Source organism: Burkholderia sp. JKS000303, assembly GCF_002563755.1.
In the GTDB taxonomy this organism is placed as follows: Bacteria; Pseudomonadota; Gammaproteobacteria; order Burkholderiales; family Burkholderiaceae; genus Burkholderia; species Burkholderia anthina_B.
The window spans coordinates 1,422,099-1,441,709 of sequence record NZ_PDBZ01000001.1 but is presented as its reverse complement, the minus strand read 5'-3'; the positions used below and the strand labels follow the sequence as shown (position 1 = coordinate 1,441,709).

Sequence of the window (19,611 nt, the reverse complement as noted above, 5' to 3'; positions counted from 1 at the left end):
GCTTTAAGAATAATCCTACCGCGCCTGCAATGGCAGGCACGCGGCGAGCCATGCGGGCGGCATGGGGGATAGCTGGCGCGCGACGCGGGCATAGCGCCCGTCGAGCCGCGCGGCCAGATGAAAGAGTTCGGTGGCGTTTTTCGGGTCCCACTGCCCCGTGTAGCCGGGCAAGCCGGCTTCGCGACGTTTCGCGTCGAACGGCACCGGCGAATTCACGAATTCCTCGTGGGTCTTCTCGCCGAGCGCATACGGCACGAGCCAGTCGAGCGCCGCCGCGAGCGTCGCGCCGTTCGCGCCGCGCTCGCGCAGCCAGTTGCGGTTGAAGCGGCGCGCGGCCAGCGCGGCCGTCACCAGCGGCTGCAGGTCGTACACCGCGTAATGCAGCGCATCGCGTTCGTCGAAATCCCAGGTCTTGCCGTCCGGGCCGATGTTGTCGGCGAGATGCTCGACGAACAGCCGCTGTGCCGCGTTCATCATCTTGCGGTCGCCGAGCGTGAACGCGGACAGCGCGATCAGCTTGATCCGGTGGCTCTGCCAGTTGTTGCGCCAGGTGCCGGTGAGCGGCCGCTTCTGCGCGTCCACCTGCGCGACGTAGCCGGCGCCGAGTTTCGCGATGAATGCCGCCGTCGCGTTGCGGGTCTTCACCGGCAGCGCGCTCGCCGTCATGTCGTACGCGATGATCAGGCTGTCGAAGCGCGTCTCGTCGATCGGGTTGAAGCTCGGCTGGTAAGTCGAAACCCACGCAGACAGGAAGCGGTCGACGAGCTGCAGATAGCGCGGCGCATTGGTCACGCGCCATGCGAGCGCGGCGTCGCGCATCAGCTCCATGTCCTTCAGCGCTTCGGCACTCTGGTCGTAGATGCCTTCGTGCGGCAGCGTGCCCTCGGTGTGCACGCGCGCCATCGCCTTCGGCTGGTCGCCGATGTGCGCGTCGACGCTGCGGATCAGCGCCTGCACGCCCGGCTCGGCCTGCGTCGTCTCGCTGGCCTGCAACGCGGGCGCCGCGCAGAAATTCATCGCGGCCTGCGCATTGCCGGCCGCGCCGAGGCCGGCGGCGGCAAACGACAGCGACGCGACGAGCAGCGGCGCGAAACGGCGCGTGCGCGCCCGCTTCGGCACTGCACCATGGCCCGGAAACATCGGACGCACCATGCGGAACTCCTTGATTGGCTGGATCGCGTCTGATGTTAGCCGGATTGGCGGACGAGCGTGAACCGGATGGTCGGGAGATGAACGCAAAAACCGCACGCAACCGGCGGTTGCGTGCGGTTTGGTCATGGCCGGACTCCGGTGTGCGGCAGGCGTTATGCGTATTCCGACATCGGCACGCACGAGCAGAACAGGTTGCGGTCGCCGTAGACGTTATCCGCACGGCCGACCGGCGGCCAGTACTTGTTCGTGCCCAGCGATGCGACCGGGTACGCAGCCTGCTCGCGCGAGTACGCGTGCGGCCATTCGTTCGCGGTGACGACGGCGGCCGTGTGCGGCGCGTGACGCAGCGGGTTGTCCTCGCGATCGGCGCGGCCTTCCTCGACTGCGCGGATCTCATCGCGGATCGCGATCATCGCGGCGATGAAGCGGTCGAGTTCTTCCTGCGATTCCGATTCGGTCGGCTCGACCATCAGCGTGCCCGGCACCGGGAAGCTCATCGTCGGCGCGTGGAAGCCGTAGTCCATCAGGCGCTTCGCGACGTCGTCGACGCTGATGCCGCTCGTTTCCTTGAGCGGACGCAGGTCGAGAATGCACTCGTGCGCGACCAGCCCGCCCGGGCCCGAATACAGCACCGGGTAGTGCGGCGCGAGGCGCTTCGCGATGTAGTTCGCGTTGAGGATCGCGGTTTCGGTGGCGGCGGTCAGGTTCTTCGCGCCCATCATCGCGATGTACATCCACGAGATCGGCAGGATCGACGCCGAACCGTAAGGGGCGGCCGACACCGCGCCGATGCCGTCTTCCGCACGCGTGTAGCCGGTCGAACGCTGGTTCGGCAGGAACTTCGCGAGGTGCGCGCCGACCGCGACCGGGCCGACGCCCGGGCCGCCACCGCCGTGCGGGATGCAGAAGGTCTTGTGCAGGTTCAGGTGCGACACGTCGCCGCCGAACTGGCCCGGCGCGGTCAGACCGACCATCGCGTTCATGTTCGCGCCGTCGACGTACACCTGGCCGCCGTGCGCATGGACGATCTCGCAGATCTCGCGGACGTTCTGTTCGAACACGCCGTGCGTCGACGGATACGTGATCATGATCGCCGCGAGGTCGTTCGAATGCTGTTCGGCCTTCGCCTTCAGGTCGGCGATGTCGACGTTGCCCTGCGCGTCGCACGCGACGACCACGACCTTCATGCCGGCCATGTGTGCGGAGGCCGGGTTCGTGCCGTGCGCGGAGGCCGGGATCAGGCACACGTCGCGATGCGCTTCGCCGCGCGATGCGTGGTAAGCGTGGATCACCAGCAGGCCCGCGTACTCGCCCTGCGAGCCGGCGTTCGGCTGCAGCGACACGGCCGCGTAGCCGGTGGCCGCGACGAGCATCTGCTCGAGCTGGTCGATCATCTCGCGGTAGCCGACGGTCTGCTCGGCCGGTGCGAACGGGTGGATCTGGCCGAATTCGGGCCACGTGACGGGCAGCATTTCCGACGTCGCGTTCAGCTTCATCGTGCACGAGCCGAGCGGGATCATCGAGCGGTCGAGCGCGAGATCCTTGTCCGACAGGCTGCGCAGGTAGCGCAGCATTTCGGTTTCGGAATGGTGACGGTTGAACACGTGGTGCGTCAGGTACGCGCTCGTGCGCGCGAGGCCGGCCGGCAGCGCGGCGACGCCGGCGAGGCCTGCGTCCAGCGCGTCGACGGTCGGCGCGGTGCCGCCGGCGGCTTGCGCGAACACGGCGAGGAGATCGGCGAGGTCGTCGCGGGTCGTCGTTTCGTCGACCGACACGCCGACTTGCGTGTCGCTCACGCGGCGCAGGTTGATGCGCTGCGCCTTCGCGAGTTCATGGACCTGCGCGGTGCGCGCGCCGGTGTCGATCGTCAGCGTGTCGAAGAACGTGTCGTTGACGGTCGCGAAGCCGAGGTGCTTCACGCCGGCCGCGAGCAGCGCCGCGATGCGGTTCACGCGCAGCGCGATCGTCTTCAGGCCGTGCGGGCCGTGGTAGACCGCGTACATGCTCGCCATGATCGCGAGCAGCGCCTGCGCGGTACACACGTTCGACGTCGCCTTCTCGCGGCGGATGTGCTGTTCGCGCGTCTGCAGCGCGAGGCGCAGCGCGGGCTTGCCCTGCGCGTCGACGGTCACACCGACGAGGCGGCCCGGCATCTGGCGCTTGAATTCGTCACGCACCGCGAGATACGCGGCGTGCGGGCCGCCGAAGCCCATCGGCACGCCGAAGCGCTGCGTGTTGCCGACCGCGACGTCCGCGCCCCATTCGCCGGGCGGCGTGAGCACGGTGAGCGCGAGCAGGTCGGCCGCGACGACGACATGGCCGCCGGCTGCGTGGATGGCCTCGGTGAGCGCGCGGTAGTCGCGCACGTCGCCGTTGACGCCCGGGTATTGCAGCAGCACGCCGAACGCGTTCGCCTGCGCGGCATCGGTGGCCGGGCCGGTCTTCACTTCGATGCCGACCGGCAGCGCGCGCGTGCGGATCACTTCAAGCGTTTGCGGCAGCACGTCGTCGGCCACGTAGAACACGTTCGACTTCGGCTTGCCGGTGCGCTGCAGCAGCGTCATCGCTTCGGCTGCGGCGGTGGCTTCGTCGAGCAGCGACGCGTTCGAGATCGCGAGACCGGTCAGGTCGGCGACCATCTGCTGGAAGTTCAGGAGCGCTTCGAGGCGACCCTGGGAAATTTCGGGCTGGTACGGCGTGTAAGCCGTGTACCACGCCGGGTTTTCGAGCACGTTGCGCAGGATCACGGCCGGCGTGTGCGAGTCGTAATAGCCCTGGCCGATATACGAGCGGAACACCTGGTTCTTGTCCGCGAGTGCGCGCAGCGCGGCGAGGGCTTCGGCCTCGCTCTTCGGTTGCGCGAACGGGCCGAGCGGCAGCGTTTCGGCGCGGCGGATCGAGGCCGGGATCACGGCGTCCATCAGGGCGGCGCGCGACGCGAAGCCGAGCGTGTCGAGCATGGCCTGCTGGCTGGCGGCATCGGGGCCGATGTGGCGTTCTGCGAACGCGTCGTGCGTTTCGAGCGCGGCGAGCGAGAGGGGCGTGCGGTTCATCAGGCGGTCCGGGTGTTCGAGCTTCATGGCGTGACTCTGGTCCCGCGCGAGGCCGGCTGGCCGGCCCCGCGCGGTTCGGGTAAGGAAAATTAGTCGATCAGCTTGCTGTAGGCGTCAGCGTCGATCAGCTTGTCGGTCGATGCGCCGGCCGCGAGCTTGATCTTGAAGAGCCACGTGTCGTACGCGTCGCTGTTCACTTCTTCCGGCGAGTCGACGGCTTCTTCGTTGATGGCGATGATCTCGCCGGACACCGGCGAGTAGATGTCGGATGCCGCCTTCACCGATTCGACGACGCCGACGGCGTCGCCTTCCTTCACCGACTTGCCGACTTGCGGCAGCTCGAGGAAGACGATGTCGCCGAGCGTGCTCTGCGCGTGATCGGTGATGCCGACCGTCAGCGTGCCGTCTGCTTCGGTGCGGATCCACTCGTGTTCGTCGGTGTACTTCAGATCGGCCGGGACGTTGCTCATCGGATGCTCCTGGATAAAAGGTGTGTTCGTTATGCTGGCGCGCCGCCGGGGCGCGCCGGGTGTGGTTGCGCCGGGCGCCATTTCCCGGCTTTCCGGGAGGCGGCCTCCCGGTCGCTTCTCGGTCGTTACGCAGCGAGGACCTTGCCGTTGCGCACGAACGGCAGTTTTACCACGCGCGCGGGAAGTTGCTTGTCTCGAATCTGCACATGAATGGTGTCGCCGATCTGGACGGCCGCCGGCACGCGTGCGAACGCGATCGATTCCTGCATCGACGGCGAGAACGTGCCGCTCGTGATTTCGCCTTCGCCGTGCGGCGTGACGACTTTCTGGTGTGCGCGCAGCACGCCGCCCGCCTTGCCGTTTTCCTTTTGCAGGATCAGGCCGACGAACGCGGCGCGCGAGCCGTCGCGCTCGAGCGCGGCACGGCCGATGAATTCGCGCGGCGCCGACAGGTCGACCGTCCACGCGAGGCCCGCGTCGAGCGGCGACACGTTGTCGTCCATGTCCTGGCCGTACAGGTTCATGCCGGCCTCGAGGCGCAGCGTGTCGCGCGCGCCGAGCCCGCACGGGCGCACGCCGTTCTGCTGCAGTGCGTTCCACAGTGCTTCCACGTGCACGGCCGGGACGATCACTTCGAAGCCGTCTTCACCGGTGTAGCCGGTGCGGGCGATGGTGAGATCGCCGAACGGCGTGCCGGCGACCTGCGCGGCGTTGAACGGCTTCAGTTCGCTCGTGGCGGCGCGGGCGGCGGGCACCGTCGTCCAGGCTTTTTCGCGTGCGTTCGGACCCTGAACGGCGACGATCGCGAAATCGCGGCGCGGCGCGATGGTCAGGCCGTAGCCGCCTTGCTCGTTGAGCTGGTTGAACCACGCGATGTCTTTCTCGGCGGTGCCGGCGTTGACGACGACGCGGAAGAAGTCTTCGGCGAAGTAATAGACGATCAGGTCGTCGATGACGCCGCCCTGCGGATTGAGCAGGCACGAATAGAGCGCCTTGCCGGGGATCTTGAGCTTGCCGACGTTGTTCGCGATCGCGTGCTCGAAGAATGCGCGCACGCGGCTGCCGGTGAAATCGACGACGCACATGTGCGACACGTCGAACATGCCGGCGTCAGTGCGCACGGCTTCGTGTTCTTCGATCTGCGAGCCGTAGTTGACGGGCATGTCCCAGCCGCCGAAGTCGACCATGCGGGCATTGAGCGCGCGGTGCGCGGCGTTGAGCGGGGTGTGATTCAGTGCAGTCATCGAGGCCTCAGGCAAGGCGCTTGCGCGCGGGTCAGAACGGCCATGTGCCGACCACTGCGGCCCTGTGGCCTGCGAGCGATCCGGTACATGCCCCTCTGTCCTCGATACCTGAGAGATTGCGCTGCGGCAAAGCCGGCGAACGCGCGCCCCTTCGGTGGGCAGCTTGCCCGTGCTGCATAGGTGCAACGGGCTACTGCCGCTCTCCAGAGTGCGGGGAGTGCGGCCCGCGCAATGCGCGGACGGGATTCCCCGACGCGGTCGGTCCTTTTGCCTGAGAGTTTGCGGGTGTGCCCCTTCGGCGGCGCGACCGTCGTTGCTTTGCTACGCGGTCACACGCTCTCCCGACGCGTGCGGGCGACTGTACGCGAGCGGGTGGGCATTGTCAATTTGAGCAAAAAAATGTCGCTTCGCGACAAGCGGCGGCATGGGGCGCCGCCGCTTTCCCGTCGCCGGCGGGCGCCGGCGTTACTCGCCGATCGCGCGCGCGGCCGTGTCGAGTTCCTGGTTCAGCACACGCTGCTCGTCGCCGGACAGGCCGCCGCCGTGCTGTGCCGACATGTCGTTCGATTCCTGGCGGATCACGTCGAGGCGATGGTGCAGTTGCGCGCCGTACGGCGGCGGGTAGTAGCCACCGTTCACGCGCGCATCGATCCGGCGGTGCAGGTTGTCGATCCTGCCCTGGACCTCCTGCAGGCGATCGTTCGCGATGACTTGCGGGTTCGGTCGCGGTGGGGGCGGCGGCGCTTGTCGCACCGGCCGCTGCGGCTGCACGACACAGGCCGCAAGCGTGGAAACCAGGACGCAGCATGCCGCTGCGCGAATCAACCGTTGCATCACATTCTCCTGACGGTTTGGTGTCGGATCGACTTTTTGAGAAACGCGTCAGACCGGCGCGCCGCTGACTTTCGTTCCCGCACCATTTGTAACGGAATGTTGGGAACGGCACCACCGCAGTGGCGCCGCGTGAGCGCTGCCGGCGCGTGGCGTGGCGGTGCGGCCGGATCGGCACCGACCCGGCCGGTGACCGTCAGACCATCCGGCGCACAAAGGGTACCCGGCGGCCGTCGTGCTCGCTTTGCGCGGCGAGCTCGATGACCGTCATCACGTCGACGGCGTCCTGCGGCGTGACCGGGAACGGCGCGCCGTCGTGCACCGACGCGGCGAGCGCGCGGTAGAACTCCGCGTACTGGCCGTCGAGCGTGGGCACCGGCCGTTCGACCTCGACTTCGCCATCGAGCACGCGCAGCACGCCGGGCGGATTGCCGCCGCCGAATTCGACGTCGTCCGGCGTGAGGCCGGCCTTCAGCTGGTCTTCCTGCGTGTCGAGCCCGAACTTCTGATAGCTGCCGCGCGTGCCGTGCAGCGTGAAGCGGGCGGGCTCGATCGCCGACAGCGCACTGGCGTGCAGCGCGACGTCCTTGTCCGGATAGCCGAGCAGCAGGTGCACGAAGTCGGGTGCCGTGCCGTTGTCGCGGCGGGTCTTGACCGTCGCGCTCACCGTCTCCGGCAGCCCGAACAGCGCGAGCGCCTGGTCGATCAGGTGCGGGCCGAGGTCCAGCAGCAAGCCGCCGCCGCGCGCGGGCTCTTCGCGCCAGCGCGTGCGCGGGGTCGGCCGGAAGCGGTCGAAGTGCGACGTGAAACAGGTGAGCCGGCCGAGTGCGCCCGATTCGACGATGCGGCGCACGGTGAGGAAGTCGCCGTCCCAGCGGCGGTTGTGGAACGGCGCGAACAGGCGGCTGCGTGCATTCGCGAGCCGCGCGAGCGCGAGCGCTTCGTCGGCGGTGAGCGTGACGGGCTTGTCGACGACGACGTGGCGGCCGGCTTCGAGCACCTGACGCGCGAGCGTGAAGTGCGTGTCGTTGGGCGTGGCGATCACCACGCAGTCGATGTCATCGAGGCCGAGCAGCGTATCGAGATCGGGGACGATGCGCGCGCCCGGATACGCAGCACGCGCGCGATCGGCCTGGCCAGTCGCGATCGCGGCGACCTCGGTGCGGCCGCTCGTGGCGATCACGGGCGCGTGGAACGTCGCGCCGGCGAAACCGAAACCCATCAAACCAATCCTGAGCAATGACGACATGGCAATCCCTGGCTGCGAACGAAACGAAAGGATGGATCGCGCGCCGCGAAGGCGCGGGCACGACCGGCTATTTTGGCACGGCGCGACGGCGCGTACCGGCGCATTCGGCAAAACGCGCGGTTCGGCCCGGCGCACGCGCGAGCCTGGCGTTTTGCGCGACGCCGGATGGCGCCGGGCGCTTCCGACCGGTGGGGCGGCGCCGGCCTGCGTCATGCGCCGGCCCGCTGCCGCAGGACGGCGCTCGCGACCTGCGCGGCCCAGGCCGAGCAGGCCGCTTCGCCCGGATGGAAGCCGTCGGCGGCCATCAGGTGGCGCTCGAGCGGCAGCGCGACACGCAGGAACGTGCAGTGCGGCCGCGTCGCGGCCCAATCGGCGAGCGCCGCGTTGAGCCGTTTCGCGCGCAGCCCGAGATACCACGCGAGCGGCTGCGGCAGCGCCGGAAAGCGCTCCATCGGCGGCACCGCCGACAGGATCACGTGCCCCACTCGAAAGCGCGCGGCGAGCAGCCGCACGAGCTCGGCCTGCTGAGCCTGCCAGCGCGCCGGCGGCACACCGCCCGTCACGTCGTTGACGCCGAGCGACGTGACCGCCACGTCGAACGGCTCGGCCGGCTCGGTCGCGAGCCAGTCGACGAGTTCCTGCGTGGTGAGGCCCGTGCGCGCGAGCAGCTTCCAGCCGACCCGGTGCGTTGCCGCCAGCGTGCGCGCCAGCTGTCCGGACAGGGCATCGTGCTGCGTCGCGACGCCGACGCCCGCGGCGGCCGAATCGCCGACCACCAGCACGCGCAGCGGCGGGCCGTCGCCGGCGACGCCGTCGCGCGGGCCGGCCGCTTCGGGCAGGCGCGGCGTGACGCGGCGCACGTGGCGCCCCTGGAGGAAGAGCAGCGGGCCGAGGGCGGCGGTGGCGAGCGGGTATCCCATGAAGTCGATCCGGTGGCGTGCATGCGGGCGCGGCGCGGGGGCGCGCCGACGGCCTTCATTGTGGCCGATCGCGCCGCGCATGGGGCCGGATTGGCCGTTCGGACAGGGGACGGAACGCCTCCCTGCCTGTACGGCCCCGCCCGGCGGGGCGCCCGAAATGCGCGGCGCCGACGTGTTAACATGCGCGTCCTGCCCCGTGTGTCCGCCTGCATTCCAGGCTCGCCGCGCGCGGCATCCTCCCGGCGTCCCGCCGTCAACCGCAACATCATCCGCCATCATGTCCGCAGGCCTCAACCCCGCTCAGAACGAAGCGGTGCGCTACCTCGACGGTCCCTGCCTCGTGCTCGCCGGCGCGGGCAGCGGCAAGACCCGCGTGATCACGCAGAAGATCGCGCACCTGATCGAAGCCAAAGGCTTCGAGCCGCGCCACATCGCGGCCGTCACGTTCACGAACAAGGCGGCTGCCGAAATGCGCGAGCGCGTGTCGAAGCTGCTGGAGGGCAAGACGCTCACCACGCCCGGCAAGGAAGGCCGCAAGGTGCCCGTCAACCAGCTCACCGTGTGTACGTTCCACTCGCTCGGCGTGCAGATCCTGCGTCAGGAGGCCGAGCACGTCGGCCTGAAGCCGCAGTTCTCGATCATGGATTCGGACGACTGCTTCGGGATGATCCAGGAACAGCTCGGCACCACCGACAAGGGGCTGATCCGCAAGATCCAGAGCATCATCTCGCTGTGGAAGAACGGCCTGATCATGCCTGACGAGGCGATGGCGATCGCGGCGAACGAGGATGAGCACCAGGCCGCGATCGTCTACCGCAACTACGTCGCGACGCTGCATGCGTACCAGGCGGTCGACTTCGACGACCTGATCCGCCTGCCGGCCGAGCTGTTCGAAAAGAACGAGCAGGTGCGCGACCGCTGGCAGAACAAGCTGCGCTACTTGCTGATCGACGAATACCAGGACACCAACGCGTGCCAGTACGAACTGGTGAAGCTGCTCGCAGGCAAGCGCGCCGCGTTCACGGCGGTCGGCGACGACGACCAGGCGATCTACGGCTGGCGCGGCGCGACGCTCGAGAACCTCGCGCAGCTCGGCAAGGATTTCCCGAACCTGCACTTGATCAAGCTCGAGCAGAACTACCGGTCGACGGTGCGGATCCTGACCGCCGCGAACAACGTGATCGCGAACAACCCGAAGCTGTTCGAGAAGAAGCTGTGGTCCGAGCACGGGATGGGCGATTCGATCACCGTCACGCCGTGCAACGACGAGGAGCATGAAGCCGAATCCGTCGTGTTCCGGCTGTCCGCGCACAAGTTCGAGCGGCGCGCGCAGTTTCGCGATTACGCGATCCTGTATCGCGGCAACTTCCAGGCGCGGATCTTCGAGCAGGTGCTGCGACGCGAGCGGATCCCGTACGTGCTGTCGGGCGGCCAGTCGTTCTTCGACAAGGCCGAGATCAAGGATCTGTGCGCGTACCTGCGCCTGATCGCGAACGCCGATGACGATCCCGCGTTCATCCGCGCGGTCACCACGCCGCGCCGCGGCATCGGCAACACCACGCTCGAAGCGCTCGGCTCGTTCGCGGGCCAGGCCAAGGTGTCGCTGTTCGAGGCCGTGTACATGGGCGGGATCGAGGCGCGGTTGTCCGCGCGCCAGGTCGAGCCGCTGCGGATGTTCTGCGACTTCATCCAGCGGCTGACCGATCGCGCGGACAAGGAGCCCGCGACCGTCGTGCTCGACGACATGATGGAAGCCATCCACTACGAGGCTTACCTGTACGACGCGTTCGACGAACGGCAGGCGCAGTCGAAGTGGCAGAACGTGCTCGAATTCCTCGAGTGGCTCAAGCGCAAGGGCACCAAGCCCGAGTCGGAAGCCGTCGACGGCGAGGCCGAGGGCTTCCACAACGCGGACGGGCTGGCGGACACCGGCAAGAACCTGCTCGGCCTGATCCAGACCGTCGCGCTGATGTCGATGCTCGAGGGCAAGGAAGAGGATCCGGACGCCGTGCGGCTGTCGACCGTCCATGCGTCGAAGGGGCTCGAGTATCCGCACGTGTTCCTGGTCGGCGTCGAGGAGGGCATCATGCCGCACCGCGGCGGCAGCGAGGACGACGGCCCGATCGACAGCGAGCGGATCGAGGAAGAGCGCCGGCTGATGTACGTCGCGATCACGCGCGCGCAGCGCAGCCTGCACCTGAACTGGTGCAAGAAGCGCAAGCGGGCGCGCGAGACGGTCGTGTGCGAGCCGTCACGCTTCATCCCGGAGATGGGCCTCGACGAAGCGCCGCCGCCCACGCCGGAAGAGGCGCCAATGACGCCGAAGGATCGGCTCGCGAGCCTGAAGGCGCTGCTGCAGAAGTGATGCGGCGCGTGTCGCCGGGCGGATCGCGTGACGGTCGAGCGCCCCCGGCGATGCGGTGATCCGGCAAAACAAAACCCCCGCGATGCGCGTGCACCGCGGGGGTTTTTTGTGGGCGGAGGTGCTGCCGGTGTTACTGGCCTTGCTTCGCTGCGTTGACCATGTAGTCGACGGCCGCCTTCACGTCTGCATCGGACGCGTTCGACCCGCCCTTCGGCGGCATCGCGCCCTTGCCGTGCAGCGCGTAGTTGTAGACCGTATCCATCGGATCCTTCAGGCGCGGCGCCCAGTCTTCCTTGCTGCCGAACTTCGGCGCGCCGAGCACGCCGGCGGCGTGACATGCCTGGCACACCTGCGTGTACAGCGCCTTGCCGGCCGATGCGGCGTCGGCGCTGGTCGGCGCGGCCGCGGGCGCTTCGCCGGCTTTCGGAATCGCGGCGATCGCAGCCATCGCGGCGGCGGCTTGCGCGTTCGACGTGTCGGCGCCCGATGCGCCTGCCGCGCCCGCCGCCCCGCTGGCTGCCGTTGCTGCATTCGCGGCCGGTGCGGCCGGTTCGGGGAAGTTCGCGCCGTCGTTGTTCGCCATGTAGACGATCGCGCGGGCGATTTCATAGTCGCTGACGTCGTCGGGGCTCGTGCCGCCGCGCGGCGGCATCGCGCCCTTGCCGGACAGCGCCGTCTTCAGCAGCGTGTCGAAGCCCTGCGCGATGCGCGGTGCCCAGTCATCCTTGTTCCCGAACTTCGGCGCACCCGCGGCGCCCGTGCCGTGACAGGTTATGCAGACCGCCTTGTAGACTTCCTCGCCGGTCTTGTACGTGCGTGGCGCATTGGCGTCCTTCACGGTGACCTGTGCGATCGGCGCGATACGCGCGGCGACCTGTTCGTCGGATAGCGCATCCGTGCCGGCGCCCGAACGGAACGCGTGGTTGGCATAGGTGGCAAAGAGGACGATCAGGGCGATCGGAATCGCGAACGACGCGATGATGACGGCAATCAACTGCCCGGGAGTTTTGACGGGAGATTCGTGGGATGCTTCGCTCATGCTTGCCTCGTCTCCGTGAATAGGAATTGTGAGCGCGGTGCAACGGCAAATGGCAATCTAATGAAGCACGGACGATTATAGACGGAACGTTTACATCACGGCGAGCAGCGCGATGGCGCGTGTTTACCCGCACGAATGGCGCGCTGGCGGGGATTCGGCGGGAAGGTGGACGCGTCATGGGAAACCGGGTATCCTTGCCGTCTTGCCCATGGTGGGCGGCCGGTTTATTGGGGCCGTTTCACTATCACAGGCGCCCGTAGCTCAATGGATAGAGTACTGCCCTCCGAAGGCAGGGGTTGCTGGTTCGATCCCAGCCGGGCGCGCCAAGCCTATCAAGGCTCTCAGCGGTTTCCTTCCCTCGTCGGACAGTCTCAGTGCAGCTAAATTGCAGCTAGCAACGGCGCCGGCTCGACCGTCAGCGGCGACACCCACTGCGCCAGGTGATCCGCCGAGAGGTGCGCGTACCGCTGCACCATCTCGAACGTCTCCCAACCACCCAGCTCCTTCAACACCTGCAGCGGCGTGCCACGCTGCACATGCCAGCTCGCCCAGGTGTGGCGCAGATCGTGCCAGCGAAAGTCGCTGATGCCGGCCCGCTTGAGCGCCTTGCGCCACGCTTCGGTCACGGTCTGGTAGACCGGCCGGCCGTGGTACACAAACACGCTGTCGACGCACTCGGGCGCGCGCTTCTTCCCGAGCTGGCGCCGTAGCACGCTGATCGCGGTATCGGACAGCGGCACCGTGATCGCCTTCTTCGCCTTCGCCTGGTCCGGGTGGATCCACGCGACGCGCCGCACGAGATCGACCTGCGACCACTGCAGCCCGGTCACGTTCGAGCGCCGCAGGCCCGTCTCCAGACTGAAGCGCGCCATCTCGGCCAGGTGCTCGGGCAGTTCAGCCATCAACCGCTCGGCCTGGGCCTGCGTCAGCCAGCGGATCCGCTTCGCCGTGGTCTTCGTGCGCTTCATCACCGGCGTCCGGTCGAGCCACTCCCATTCGACGGCCGCGTTCAACACCGCCATCAGCACGCCGATCACACGCTTCACGGTGCCCGGGGTCACCGTCTTGTCGGTGACCACAAGGCCGTGCTTGGTGCGGATGACCTTCGGTTCCCTCCTCTTCGCCAGGGCGATCGCGTCGATCCGATCGCGGTTGATGTCGGTCAGGGCCACGCCCGACAGGTGCGGGTCGAGCCAGCGCAGGTGGGTCTTCGACGTCTCCAGGCTCGAGAGCCCTTCGCGGTCGCCGACGTAGCGCACGACGGCGTCGTTCCAGGTGTAGCGCGGCCGCACGCCGAGCTTCACCTGGTTCCACAGCTCGACCTTCAGCCGGTCGTGGAACTCTTGGGCGAGCGCTTTGTTGCTGGTGCCAGTGCTGCCTTGTAGCGGTGTTCCGCCGCCAGGGGGGTACAGCTTGTATTGCCAGTTGGGACTGGTGGTTCGTTTGTAGAGCGACATGGTTCAACTTCTCCAGGACGTTCGCCCTGTACAACTCGCGGGATCCATTCTCCGGCGAGGTAGCGTTCGAGGGCAATCGTCGAAAACATCCAGCGTTTGCCGACCTTCTTGCCGGGCAGCTCGCCGGCTTTGGCTTTGATGCGTACCGTTTCGGGATGCGCGCCGAGCAGCGCGGCTGCCTGAAGTAGATCGATCGTGTTCATTGGGTCACCGCTTTTGCATCGACGCGGGGGAGGCACACGCAGAACAAATGGGGGATTGGGGGATTGCAGAAAAAACGCTCATAACTCTTTGATTATTAATGATTGTTCGTGCCCCCAATTGCCCCCGGTCACTCGGGGGAGGGCCTTCTGACTCGGGGCTTAAAAAATAAGCAGCATCTGCAATTGAGGGCAAAACGGGCATGACTCGGGGCAGCGTGTTCGAGCCGATTCCGTGCCTCTCTTCGTATTCTTTCTTCTTCTTTTTCAATAATTTAGAGAGAGAGAAGAAAGGGAAAGGGGCGGCCTGCCCGAAAATCCGACTAGGGGCAAAAGCGGCACGAATGGGGGCAAAATCGAGGTGACTCGGGGCGGCACTCGCTTCCAGAATCAATGACTTACGAGCGATACCACCCAAAATCCCCGAGTTATTTGTGCTGCCACCGCCTTCCCCGCGTGAAAAACAGCCTTGCCGGCCCCCCTTCTCTAAGGGCAGCGCCGTTCGCCGGCTGTTTCCACTCGCGGGGGGGACGGGGGGAAGCGGGAAAATCGGCGGCCGGGCGATCGCGCGCGCCGATTGCTGCGCGCATCGGCGCACGCACCGGAAACCTGAATACAGGGCCGCTGCGCGGCCGGAAAAAGGCGAGTAAGGGGCACGGCCGCGTTGCGGCCGCGAGGGCGTAGAAGCGATCACGCGGCCTCCATGCTGTCGCGCAGCAATTCGTCGCGGACGGTGACATGCAGACCGAATGTCTCGAGGCGCTCGAGCGAGATCGGGGTGAGGTAGCGTACGCGACGCGTGAAGATCCGGCGCTCGACCTCCTTCTCGCCGACGATGACGCTGGCGTGCTTGAGTTGCGCCTTGAACACGCGGTCGGACTTCACGGGCAGCGCGTTCCATTTGTCGCGCAGCGCGCTCGTGTGCGCGATGTGGTCCATCACGTGGCCGGTGTTCAGCAATAGGCAGAACTCGCCGTCGATGGTGTCGAACGTATACGGGTGCTTGTAGTTGCCGGCGTCGATCTCCGACAGTGCGGTTTCCATGATCCAGACCCAGGGCTCGCGATCGGCGCTGGTTTCGGAGATGTGGCTGTTCATCTCGGCGATCAGGTCGCGCGGAAAGTCGCCCTCGGTGGGATCCATGCCGGCGAACTCGGTGAGGTAGTGCCAGGCGAGCGCGACGGCCGCATAGTTCCCGGCCATGCGCTTCGCGCCGTCGTCGTCGCCGCTCGCTCGGCTGGTGGCCAACGCCTTGCCGACTAGCGTCTCGTACTGCTCGAGCACGTCGCGCTTGTTCAGGCCGGCCAGGAACTCGAGCCACTGGCGTACCGGGAAGGTCGGCAGATCCTCGGGCAGCTTGGGGCCTTTGCGGCCGGTCAGATTGGTCCGGACGATCTTGCCGAGCAGGCTGCGCACGGGCACGTCCTCACCGGCCAGCATCACGGGCGCGGACAACAGAAATTCCGTCATGTCGGCGCCGCGCCGCGACACCGTGTACTGGTAGTTCTCCTGCAGCATGCCGACGGCCTTGTCGATCACGTCCTGTCGACGTGCGGAGATTTCCTCCCAGCCGACCGGGTGACTCGTGTGGCAGATGCTCGTCAGCAAGCGCCATTCGGTTTGAAGCGACTGGCCGGAATACATCGTGAAGCCGATCGAGCGCTCGAGGCGCTTGATGAGGGTCGACTTGCCGGCACCCTTGTTCGCCTGAATCGTGATGTGCGGCCAGAAGCCGAGCAACGCTTTCAGGTGCCCGCCGAGCGCCCAGACGAGCGGAATCGTCGCGGCGTTGTGCGTGAACGTGCGCTGATAGGCCGTGACCACGCGGCGAGCGTCGGCGACCGGGCCGCTGGCGAACGTGAGGTTGTGATACGGGCACTGTTTGCTTGCGTCGGTGAAGTAGCAGTCCGGCCCTTCGTTGACGATCAGCCGGCCGTCGCGCCAGGCCAGGCCGACGAAGTTGGCCGCGTCGCGCGCGCCGAGGTCGGCGCCGCGCTCGAGGATGTTGACCATGCGCTTGAACGGCGCCGGCGCCCAGATCGGGCCGAGCTTGCCCCACTGGTCGGTGTTGTGGAGCTGGTCGTCGAGCATCACGCGGCGGATGAGCTGCGCGCCGTGGCGCGGCGTCTGAACGGACACGGCGAAGTAGACGGTGGGCGCCTGGTCGGCGTCGCCGGTCACGCACCGATACAACGTCACCTATATCGGCATCGACACGACCGGCATGGGGCAGGGCGTCTATGAGCTGGTCAGCAAGTTTTTCCCGGCCGCGACGCCGATCCGTTACTCGGTCGAGGTGAAGGGAATGCTCGTGATGAAGGCGCAAAACGTGATCCGTAAGGGGCGGCTCGAGTACGACGCCGGATGGACCGACCTGACCGCCTCGTTTATGGCGATCAAGAAAACGATCACCCCGAGCGGACTGCAGGTGACGTACACGACGACACGCTCGGAAGAGGCGAGCCACGGTGACCTGGCCTGGGCGTGCATGCACGCGCTCGCGAACGAGCCGCTCGAGGGCGCGACCAGCACCAATTCTGGATTCATGGAGATTTTCTGATGTCCCGTACCTGTCGGCGCTCAATTCGACATGGCTGAACGAGAGCGCGACGCTGTTTCGCCGGCGCTACTACAAGAACGGGAGTCACGCAGGCTTCATCATGTACATGACGGACGCGGCCGAGCGTCAGGAGGACGTCGACAATTTGCGCGCGGCGCTGAAGAACGCGAAGGGGCCGGGCAATTTCCGCAATCTGTTCATGTACGCGCCGAAGGGGAAGAAGGACGGGATTCAGCTATTGCCGATTGGCGAGGTGGCGGCGAAAGACGAGTTCTGGAACATCAAGAAGGTGACGGTCGAGGATCAACTCGCGGCGCATCGGGTGCCGCCGCAACTCATGGGGATCATCCCGTCGAACGCGGGCGGGTTCGGCGACGTGCACAAGGCGGCTGAGGTGTTCAACGGTCTGGAGATCGAACCGCTGAAGGCACGGCTCACGGAGGTGAATGACTGGCTCGGCATCGACGTTGTGCGCTTTCGCCCATACCAGCCGCCGGCGAAGTGACGCGCCGACCTGCACGCAAATAACTTATAAAATGCTTGTCGAAACTTATAATTAAACTTATAATTCTCTACATGAACTCGATCAAATGGACTCCAAAAGCTTTCAAGCAACTGCGTAAGCTGGACCGCCAAATCCAGACGGTCATTCGTGACAGCGTAGGGACCTTGGAGGCAATGCCGAACTGCCAGAACGTAATTTCGCTGACGAACCATCAGCACGGCTATCGGCTCCGAGTCGGCAACTACCGGGTTCTGTTTAACTGGGACGGCCAGATCAAGGTAGTCGAAATCGAGGAGGTAAAGAAACGCGATGAACGCACGTACTAACATCCAAATCATCAACGGGCCGGACGGAGCGCCGGCCTTTGTGGTGATCCCTTACGCGGAATACATGGCGCAGCGCGAAGAAGAGCGCGACCTGATTCCGCATGCAGTCGTTAGCGCAACGGTCGACGGGGCGACGCCCCTGCGCGCGTGGCGCGAGTATCTCGGGCTGACGCAGGCCGAAGTCGCGACGCGGCTTGGCATCAGCCAGTCTGCCTACGCTCAACAGGAGCGCAGCGAAAAGCTGCGCAAGGCGACGCTGGGGAAGATCGCAACCGCCCTCGGCATCACGAGCGCGCAGCTCGACGTCTGACGAGCGATCGGCAGGCAGAAGAAGCCGCCAGGCACTACGGTGCCCGGCGGCTTTTTTTTCGCCCGTGCCCGTGCGGGCGGCATGCAGGGTCAGGAGGGCGTAGGGCGGCTAGACGCCGGTGTGAGGTTTGCCCCTGCGCCCGAGCGCGGCGGGCCCGTGACGGGCCTGCTGACGCGCGACAGGGGGCATTTTAGGGCCGGGTCGGGCTGGATGAGGCTGGCGCGGACCCGGCGCGCGCAGTTGTAGCCCCTCCCCACCTGCACGCAAAATCGAGTGGTTTTTATGCACGCATGCACAGGTCCCTCTGGCCCGGCCAGCATGGGCCGCGCGGCGGTTGGCGTGCCAATTCTTCTGTGCACTTTTATGCGCCGTGGTTATGCAGTCTCGGCATGTGGACTTCTTTCCTGTACCCTTCCGCCGTACTTTGAGAACCACCTGTCCCCCGGCTTCCATGACTCGTCCAGAAAATCGAGACACACCCGTGAAGGAACGGGCAACAATCGTCTGCTGTGATGGCCCACGCGTGCTGTTGGTCTCACGTGCCGCGTCACGATGGGCATTGCCCGGAGGCACGATCAAGGCGGATGAATCGCCGCTAGAGGCGGCGCATCGCGAGCTGTGGGAGGAGACGGGATTGGTCGGCCTGAATCTCGCCTACGCAATGCACTTCGGCGGCCTCGCCAAGATGCACCATGTATTTATCGGGAAGTTTGTCGCTGGTCAGGAACCCCAGGCGAGTAACGAAATTGCTCGATGCAAATGGTTCCGTCACGACTCGGTCGACAAGGTCCGGGCGAGCATTCCTACGAAGAAAATCATCGAACTCGTGTTCAACGGCGAACTGCGCGCATAGCGCCGTTTCCACGTTGCGGCACGCTCGCGCGCAACTATACTTCCGAGCACCCATCGGGGGTTTGCTCATCTGCAGCGAGGCGCAAATGAACAGCGCGTACATATATCGCGGATACACGATCGACGTCCGCTGCGAGTATCAACTCGATCCGGCGCGAGCCGCCGTCACGGCCGATCATGTCGACGCGGGTTTCGTTGCCGTCGTGCAGGTTCGTGCAACGGACGTGCCGTCGTTCTTTCTCACGCCGATTCGCTTGGCTGATGATCGCGGTAAGCCATTCGTCGACGGCATGGAAGCCTTGCGGGCTGGTCGTTCCGCAGGTGAAATCATCATTGACGATCTGCTCGTGGATGTGGGGCGCGACAGCCGCAGCGGTTAATGAGGCCGTTTTCGTCGCAGCTCGTGGATGGAGTACACGACGAGGAAGATACCCATCATCGCGATTCCGGACGATAGAAAGTCGTTCAGGGTGCCGGTGCTGTTCAGGGCGCGCGGGAACAGGCCGAGGCTCAGTCCTACGGCGGTAAGCAACAATCCCGCAGCCACTCCCCACGCGGGCCCCGCATGCATGTCATTCGAATTTTTCATACTGCACTCACTGGATGTCGCGTTCCCTGCACTGCCGAAGAGTCGTGTGGTTTCTGATGTGGTGTCGTCCCGAAGGTCGGCGCCAGCAGTGCATCACAATCATCTATCGGAGTTAAATGTTGCGCAACAGTGATACGCAGCGTCGTCGTTTTACGGCCCTGCTCTAGGTCGTTCGATGCTGCTTTGCTTGCGTGACTGTGCACCTAAATTGCAGCTAGGACAGGGAGAAATTGCTTGTGAATTGTGCCGTGCAGCCTAGGTTTTGCAGTTTGCGAGTTGCATAAGGCTTTGATTTGTAAGGGCTATGGGCGGACTGGCAAAACTCCGAAGGCAGGGGTTGCTGGTTCGATCCCAGCCGGGCGCGCCAAATTGCCTGATTCCGGGCGTCGTATTACCCGAATCGTTTCCTGAAGTGCCCGCAGTACAGCGTTGCGTAATCGGTCGAGTCCGCATGGCTTCCCGGCGAGGTGCAGTCACGTCGATGCAATG

16 protein-coding genes, 1 tRNA gene, 3 pseudogenes and 2 riboswitches are annotated in these 19,611 nt (G+C 66.0%); of the genes and pseudogenes, 8 read left to right on the top strand and 12 right to left on the bottom strand.

Going from position 1 to position 19,611, the window contains the following annotated elements; genetic code table 11:
• Positions 1-15 precede the first annotated feature (15 nt).
• From BX604_RS06940 to BX604_RS06910, 7 genes are all read right to left on the bottom strand, one after another.
• The gene (locus tag BX604_RS06940) at positions 16-1,152 is read right to left on the bottom strand and encodes an alginate lyase family protein (protein WP_098550115.1); all 1,137 of its coding nucleotides are present in this window, start codon (positions 1,150-1,152) and stop codon (positions 16-18) included.
• Positions 1,153-1,304: 152 nt separating this feature from the next.
• Positions 1,305-4,232 (bottom strand): aminomethyl-transferring glycine dehydrogenase, encoded by a 2,928-nt coding sequence (gene gcvP, locus BX604_RS06935; RefSeq protein ID WP_098550114.1) that lies wholly within the window; start codon positions 4,230-4,232, stop codon positions 1,305-1,307.
• 62 nt (positions 4,233-4,294) lie between these two features.
• Positions 4,295-4,675 (bottom strand): glycine cleavage system protein GcvH, encoded by a 381-nt coding sequence (gene gcvH, locus BX604_RS06930; protein ID WP_098550113.1) that lies wholly within the window; start codon positions 4,673-4,675, stop codon positions 4,295-4,297.
• 125 nt (positions 4,676-4,800) lie between these two features.
• On the bottom strand, positions 4,801-5,919 hold the full coding sequence (gene gcvT, locus BX604_RS06925) for a glycine cleavage system aminomethyltransferase GcvT (RefSeq protein ID WP_098550112.1): 1,119 nt from the start codon (positions 5,917-5,919) through the stop codon (positions 4,801-4,803).
• Positions 5,920-6,004: 85 nt separating this feature from the next.
• Positions 6,005-6,136, bottom strand: a riboswitch (glycine riboswitch).
• 32 nt (positions 6,137-6,168) lie between these two features.
• A riboswitch (glycine riboswitch) is annotated at positions 6,169-6,273 on the bottom strand.
• Between the two features lie 111 nt (positions 6,274-6,384).
• The gene (locus tag BX604_RS06920) at positions 6,385-6,753 is read right to left on the bottom strand and encodes a hypothetical protein (RefSeq protein ID WP_098550111.1); all 369 of its coding nucleotides are present in this window, start codon (positions 6,751-6,753) and stop codon (positions 6,385-6,387) included.
• Between the two features lie 193 nt (positions 6,754-6,946).
• Positions 6,947-7,999, bottom strand: a complete 1,053-nt coding sequence (locus BX604_RS06915) for an oxidoreductase (protein ID WP_098550110.1) — start codon at positions 7,997-7,999, stop codon at positions 6,947-6,949.
• A gap of 209 nt (positions 8,000-8,208) precedes the next feature.
• Entirely contained in the window at positions 8,209-8,919 is a 711-nt protein-coding gene (locus BX604_RS06910) for an SGNH/GDSL hydrolase family protein (RefSeq protein ID WP_098552729.1), read from the bottom strand.
• Between the two features lie 277 nt (positions 8,920-9,196).
• Here BX604_RS06910 and BX604_RS06905 point away from each other — a divergent pair, with 277 nt between their 5' ends.
• On the top strand, positions 9,197-11,284 hold the full coding sequence (locus tag BX604_RS06905; RefSeq protein WP_098550109.1) for a UvrD-helicase domain-containing protein: 2,088 nt from the start codon (positions 9,197-9,199) through the stop codon (positions 11,282-11,284).
• A gap of 130 nt (positions 11,285-11,414) precedes the next feature.
• On the opposite strand, the gene BX604_RS06900 is transcribed toward BX604_RS06905, so the two are convergent.
• Positions 11,415-12,323: a c-type cytochrome gene (locus BX604_RS06900; protein WP_098550108.1), complete on the bottom strand. Its 909-nt coding sequence runs from the start codon at positions 12,321-12,323 to the stop codon at positions 11,415-11,417.
• Between the two features lie 250 nt (positions 12,324-12,573).
• On the opposite strand from BX604_RS06900, the gene BX604_RS06895 reads away from it, so the two are divergent.
• Positions 12,574-12,649: transfer RNA gene (locus tag BX604_RS06895), tRNA-Arg, on the top strand.
• Positions 12,650-12,703: 54 nt separating this feature from the next.
• Here the strand turns inward: BX604_RS06895 and BX604_RS06890 are convergent.
• From BX604_RS06890 to BX604_RS06875, 3 genes and pseudogenes are all read right to left on the bottom strand, one after another.
• Complete coding sequence (locus BX604_RS06890) at positions 12,704-13,735, bottom strand: tyrosine-type recombinase/integrase (RefSeq protein WP_257146379.1); 1,032 nt, start codon at positions 13,733-13,735, stop codon at positions 12,704-12,706.
• Positions 13,648-13,983 (bottom strand): helix-turn-helix domain-containing protein, encoded by a 336-nt coding sequence (locus BX604_RS39465; protein WP_098550106.1) that lies wholly within the window; start codon positions 13,981-13,983, stop codon positions 13,648-13,650. Before BX604_RS39465 ends, BX604_RS06890 begins: the two co-directional genes overlap by 88 nt.
• A 687-nt stretch (positions 13,984-14,670) precedes the next feature.
• Positions 14,671-16,161 (bottom strand): annotated as a pseudogene (locus BX604_RS06875) (toprim domain-containing protein); the annotation flags it as partial.
• Between BX604_RS06875 and BX604_RS06870 the strand changes: the two are divergent.
• From BX604_RS06870 to BX604_RS06845, 6 genes and pseudogenes are all read left to right on the top strand, one after another.
• Positions 16,157-16,540 (top strand): annotated as a pseudogene (locus tag BX604_RS06870) (phage terminase large subunit family protein); the annotation flags it as partial. The pseudogenes BX604_RS06875 and BX604_RS06870 sit on opposite strands and share 5 nt — an antisense overlap.
• Before the next feature lie 7 nt (positions 16,541-16,547).
• Positions 16,548-17,045: pseudogene (locus BX604_RS06865) on the top strand (phage portal protein); the annotation flags it as partial.
• A gap of 71 nt (positions 17,046-17,116) precedes the next feature.
• Complete coding sequence (locus tag BX604_RS06860) at positions 17,117-17,371, top strand: type II toxin-antitoxin system RelE family toxin (protein ID WP_098550105.1); 255 nt, start codon at positions 17,117-17,119, stop codon at positions 17,369-17,371.
• Positions 17,355-17,681 carry a helix-turn-helix domain-containing protein gene (locus BX604_RS06855; protein WP_098550104.1) on the top strand — a complete coding sequence of 109 codons (327 nt, stop codon included), beginning with the start codon at positions 17,355-17,357 and terminating at the stop codon, positions 17,679-17,681. Before BX604_RS06860 ends, BX604_RS06855 begins: the two co-directional genes overlap by 17 nt.
• A 451-nt stretch (positions 17,682-18,132) precedes the next feature.
• Positions 18,133-18,534: an NUDIX hydrolase gene (locus BX604_RS06850; protein ID WP_098550103.1), complete on the top strand. Its 402-nt coding sequence runs from the start codon at positions 18,133-18,135 to the stop codon at positions 18,532-18,534.
• A gap of 85 nt (positions 18,535-18,619) precedes the next feature.
• On the top strand, positions 18,620-18,913 hold the full coding sequence (locus BX604_RS06845; RefSeq protein WP_098550102.1) for a hydrogenase maturation factor: 294 nt from the start codon (positions 18,620-18,622) through the stop codon (positions 18,911-18,913).
• On the opposite strand, the gene BX604_RS06840 is transcribed toward BX604_RS06845, so the two are convergent.
• Positions 18,910-19,122, bottom strand: a complete 213-nt coding sequence (locus BX604_RS06840) for a hypothetical protein (RefSeq protein WP_098550101.1) — start codon at positions 19,120-19,122, stop codon at positions 18,910-18,912. The genes BX604_RS06845 and BX604_RS06840 overlap by 4 nt on opposite strands.
• Positions 19,123-19,611: the final 489 nt, after the last annotated feature.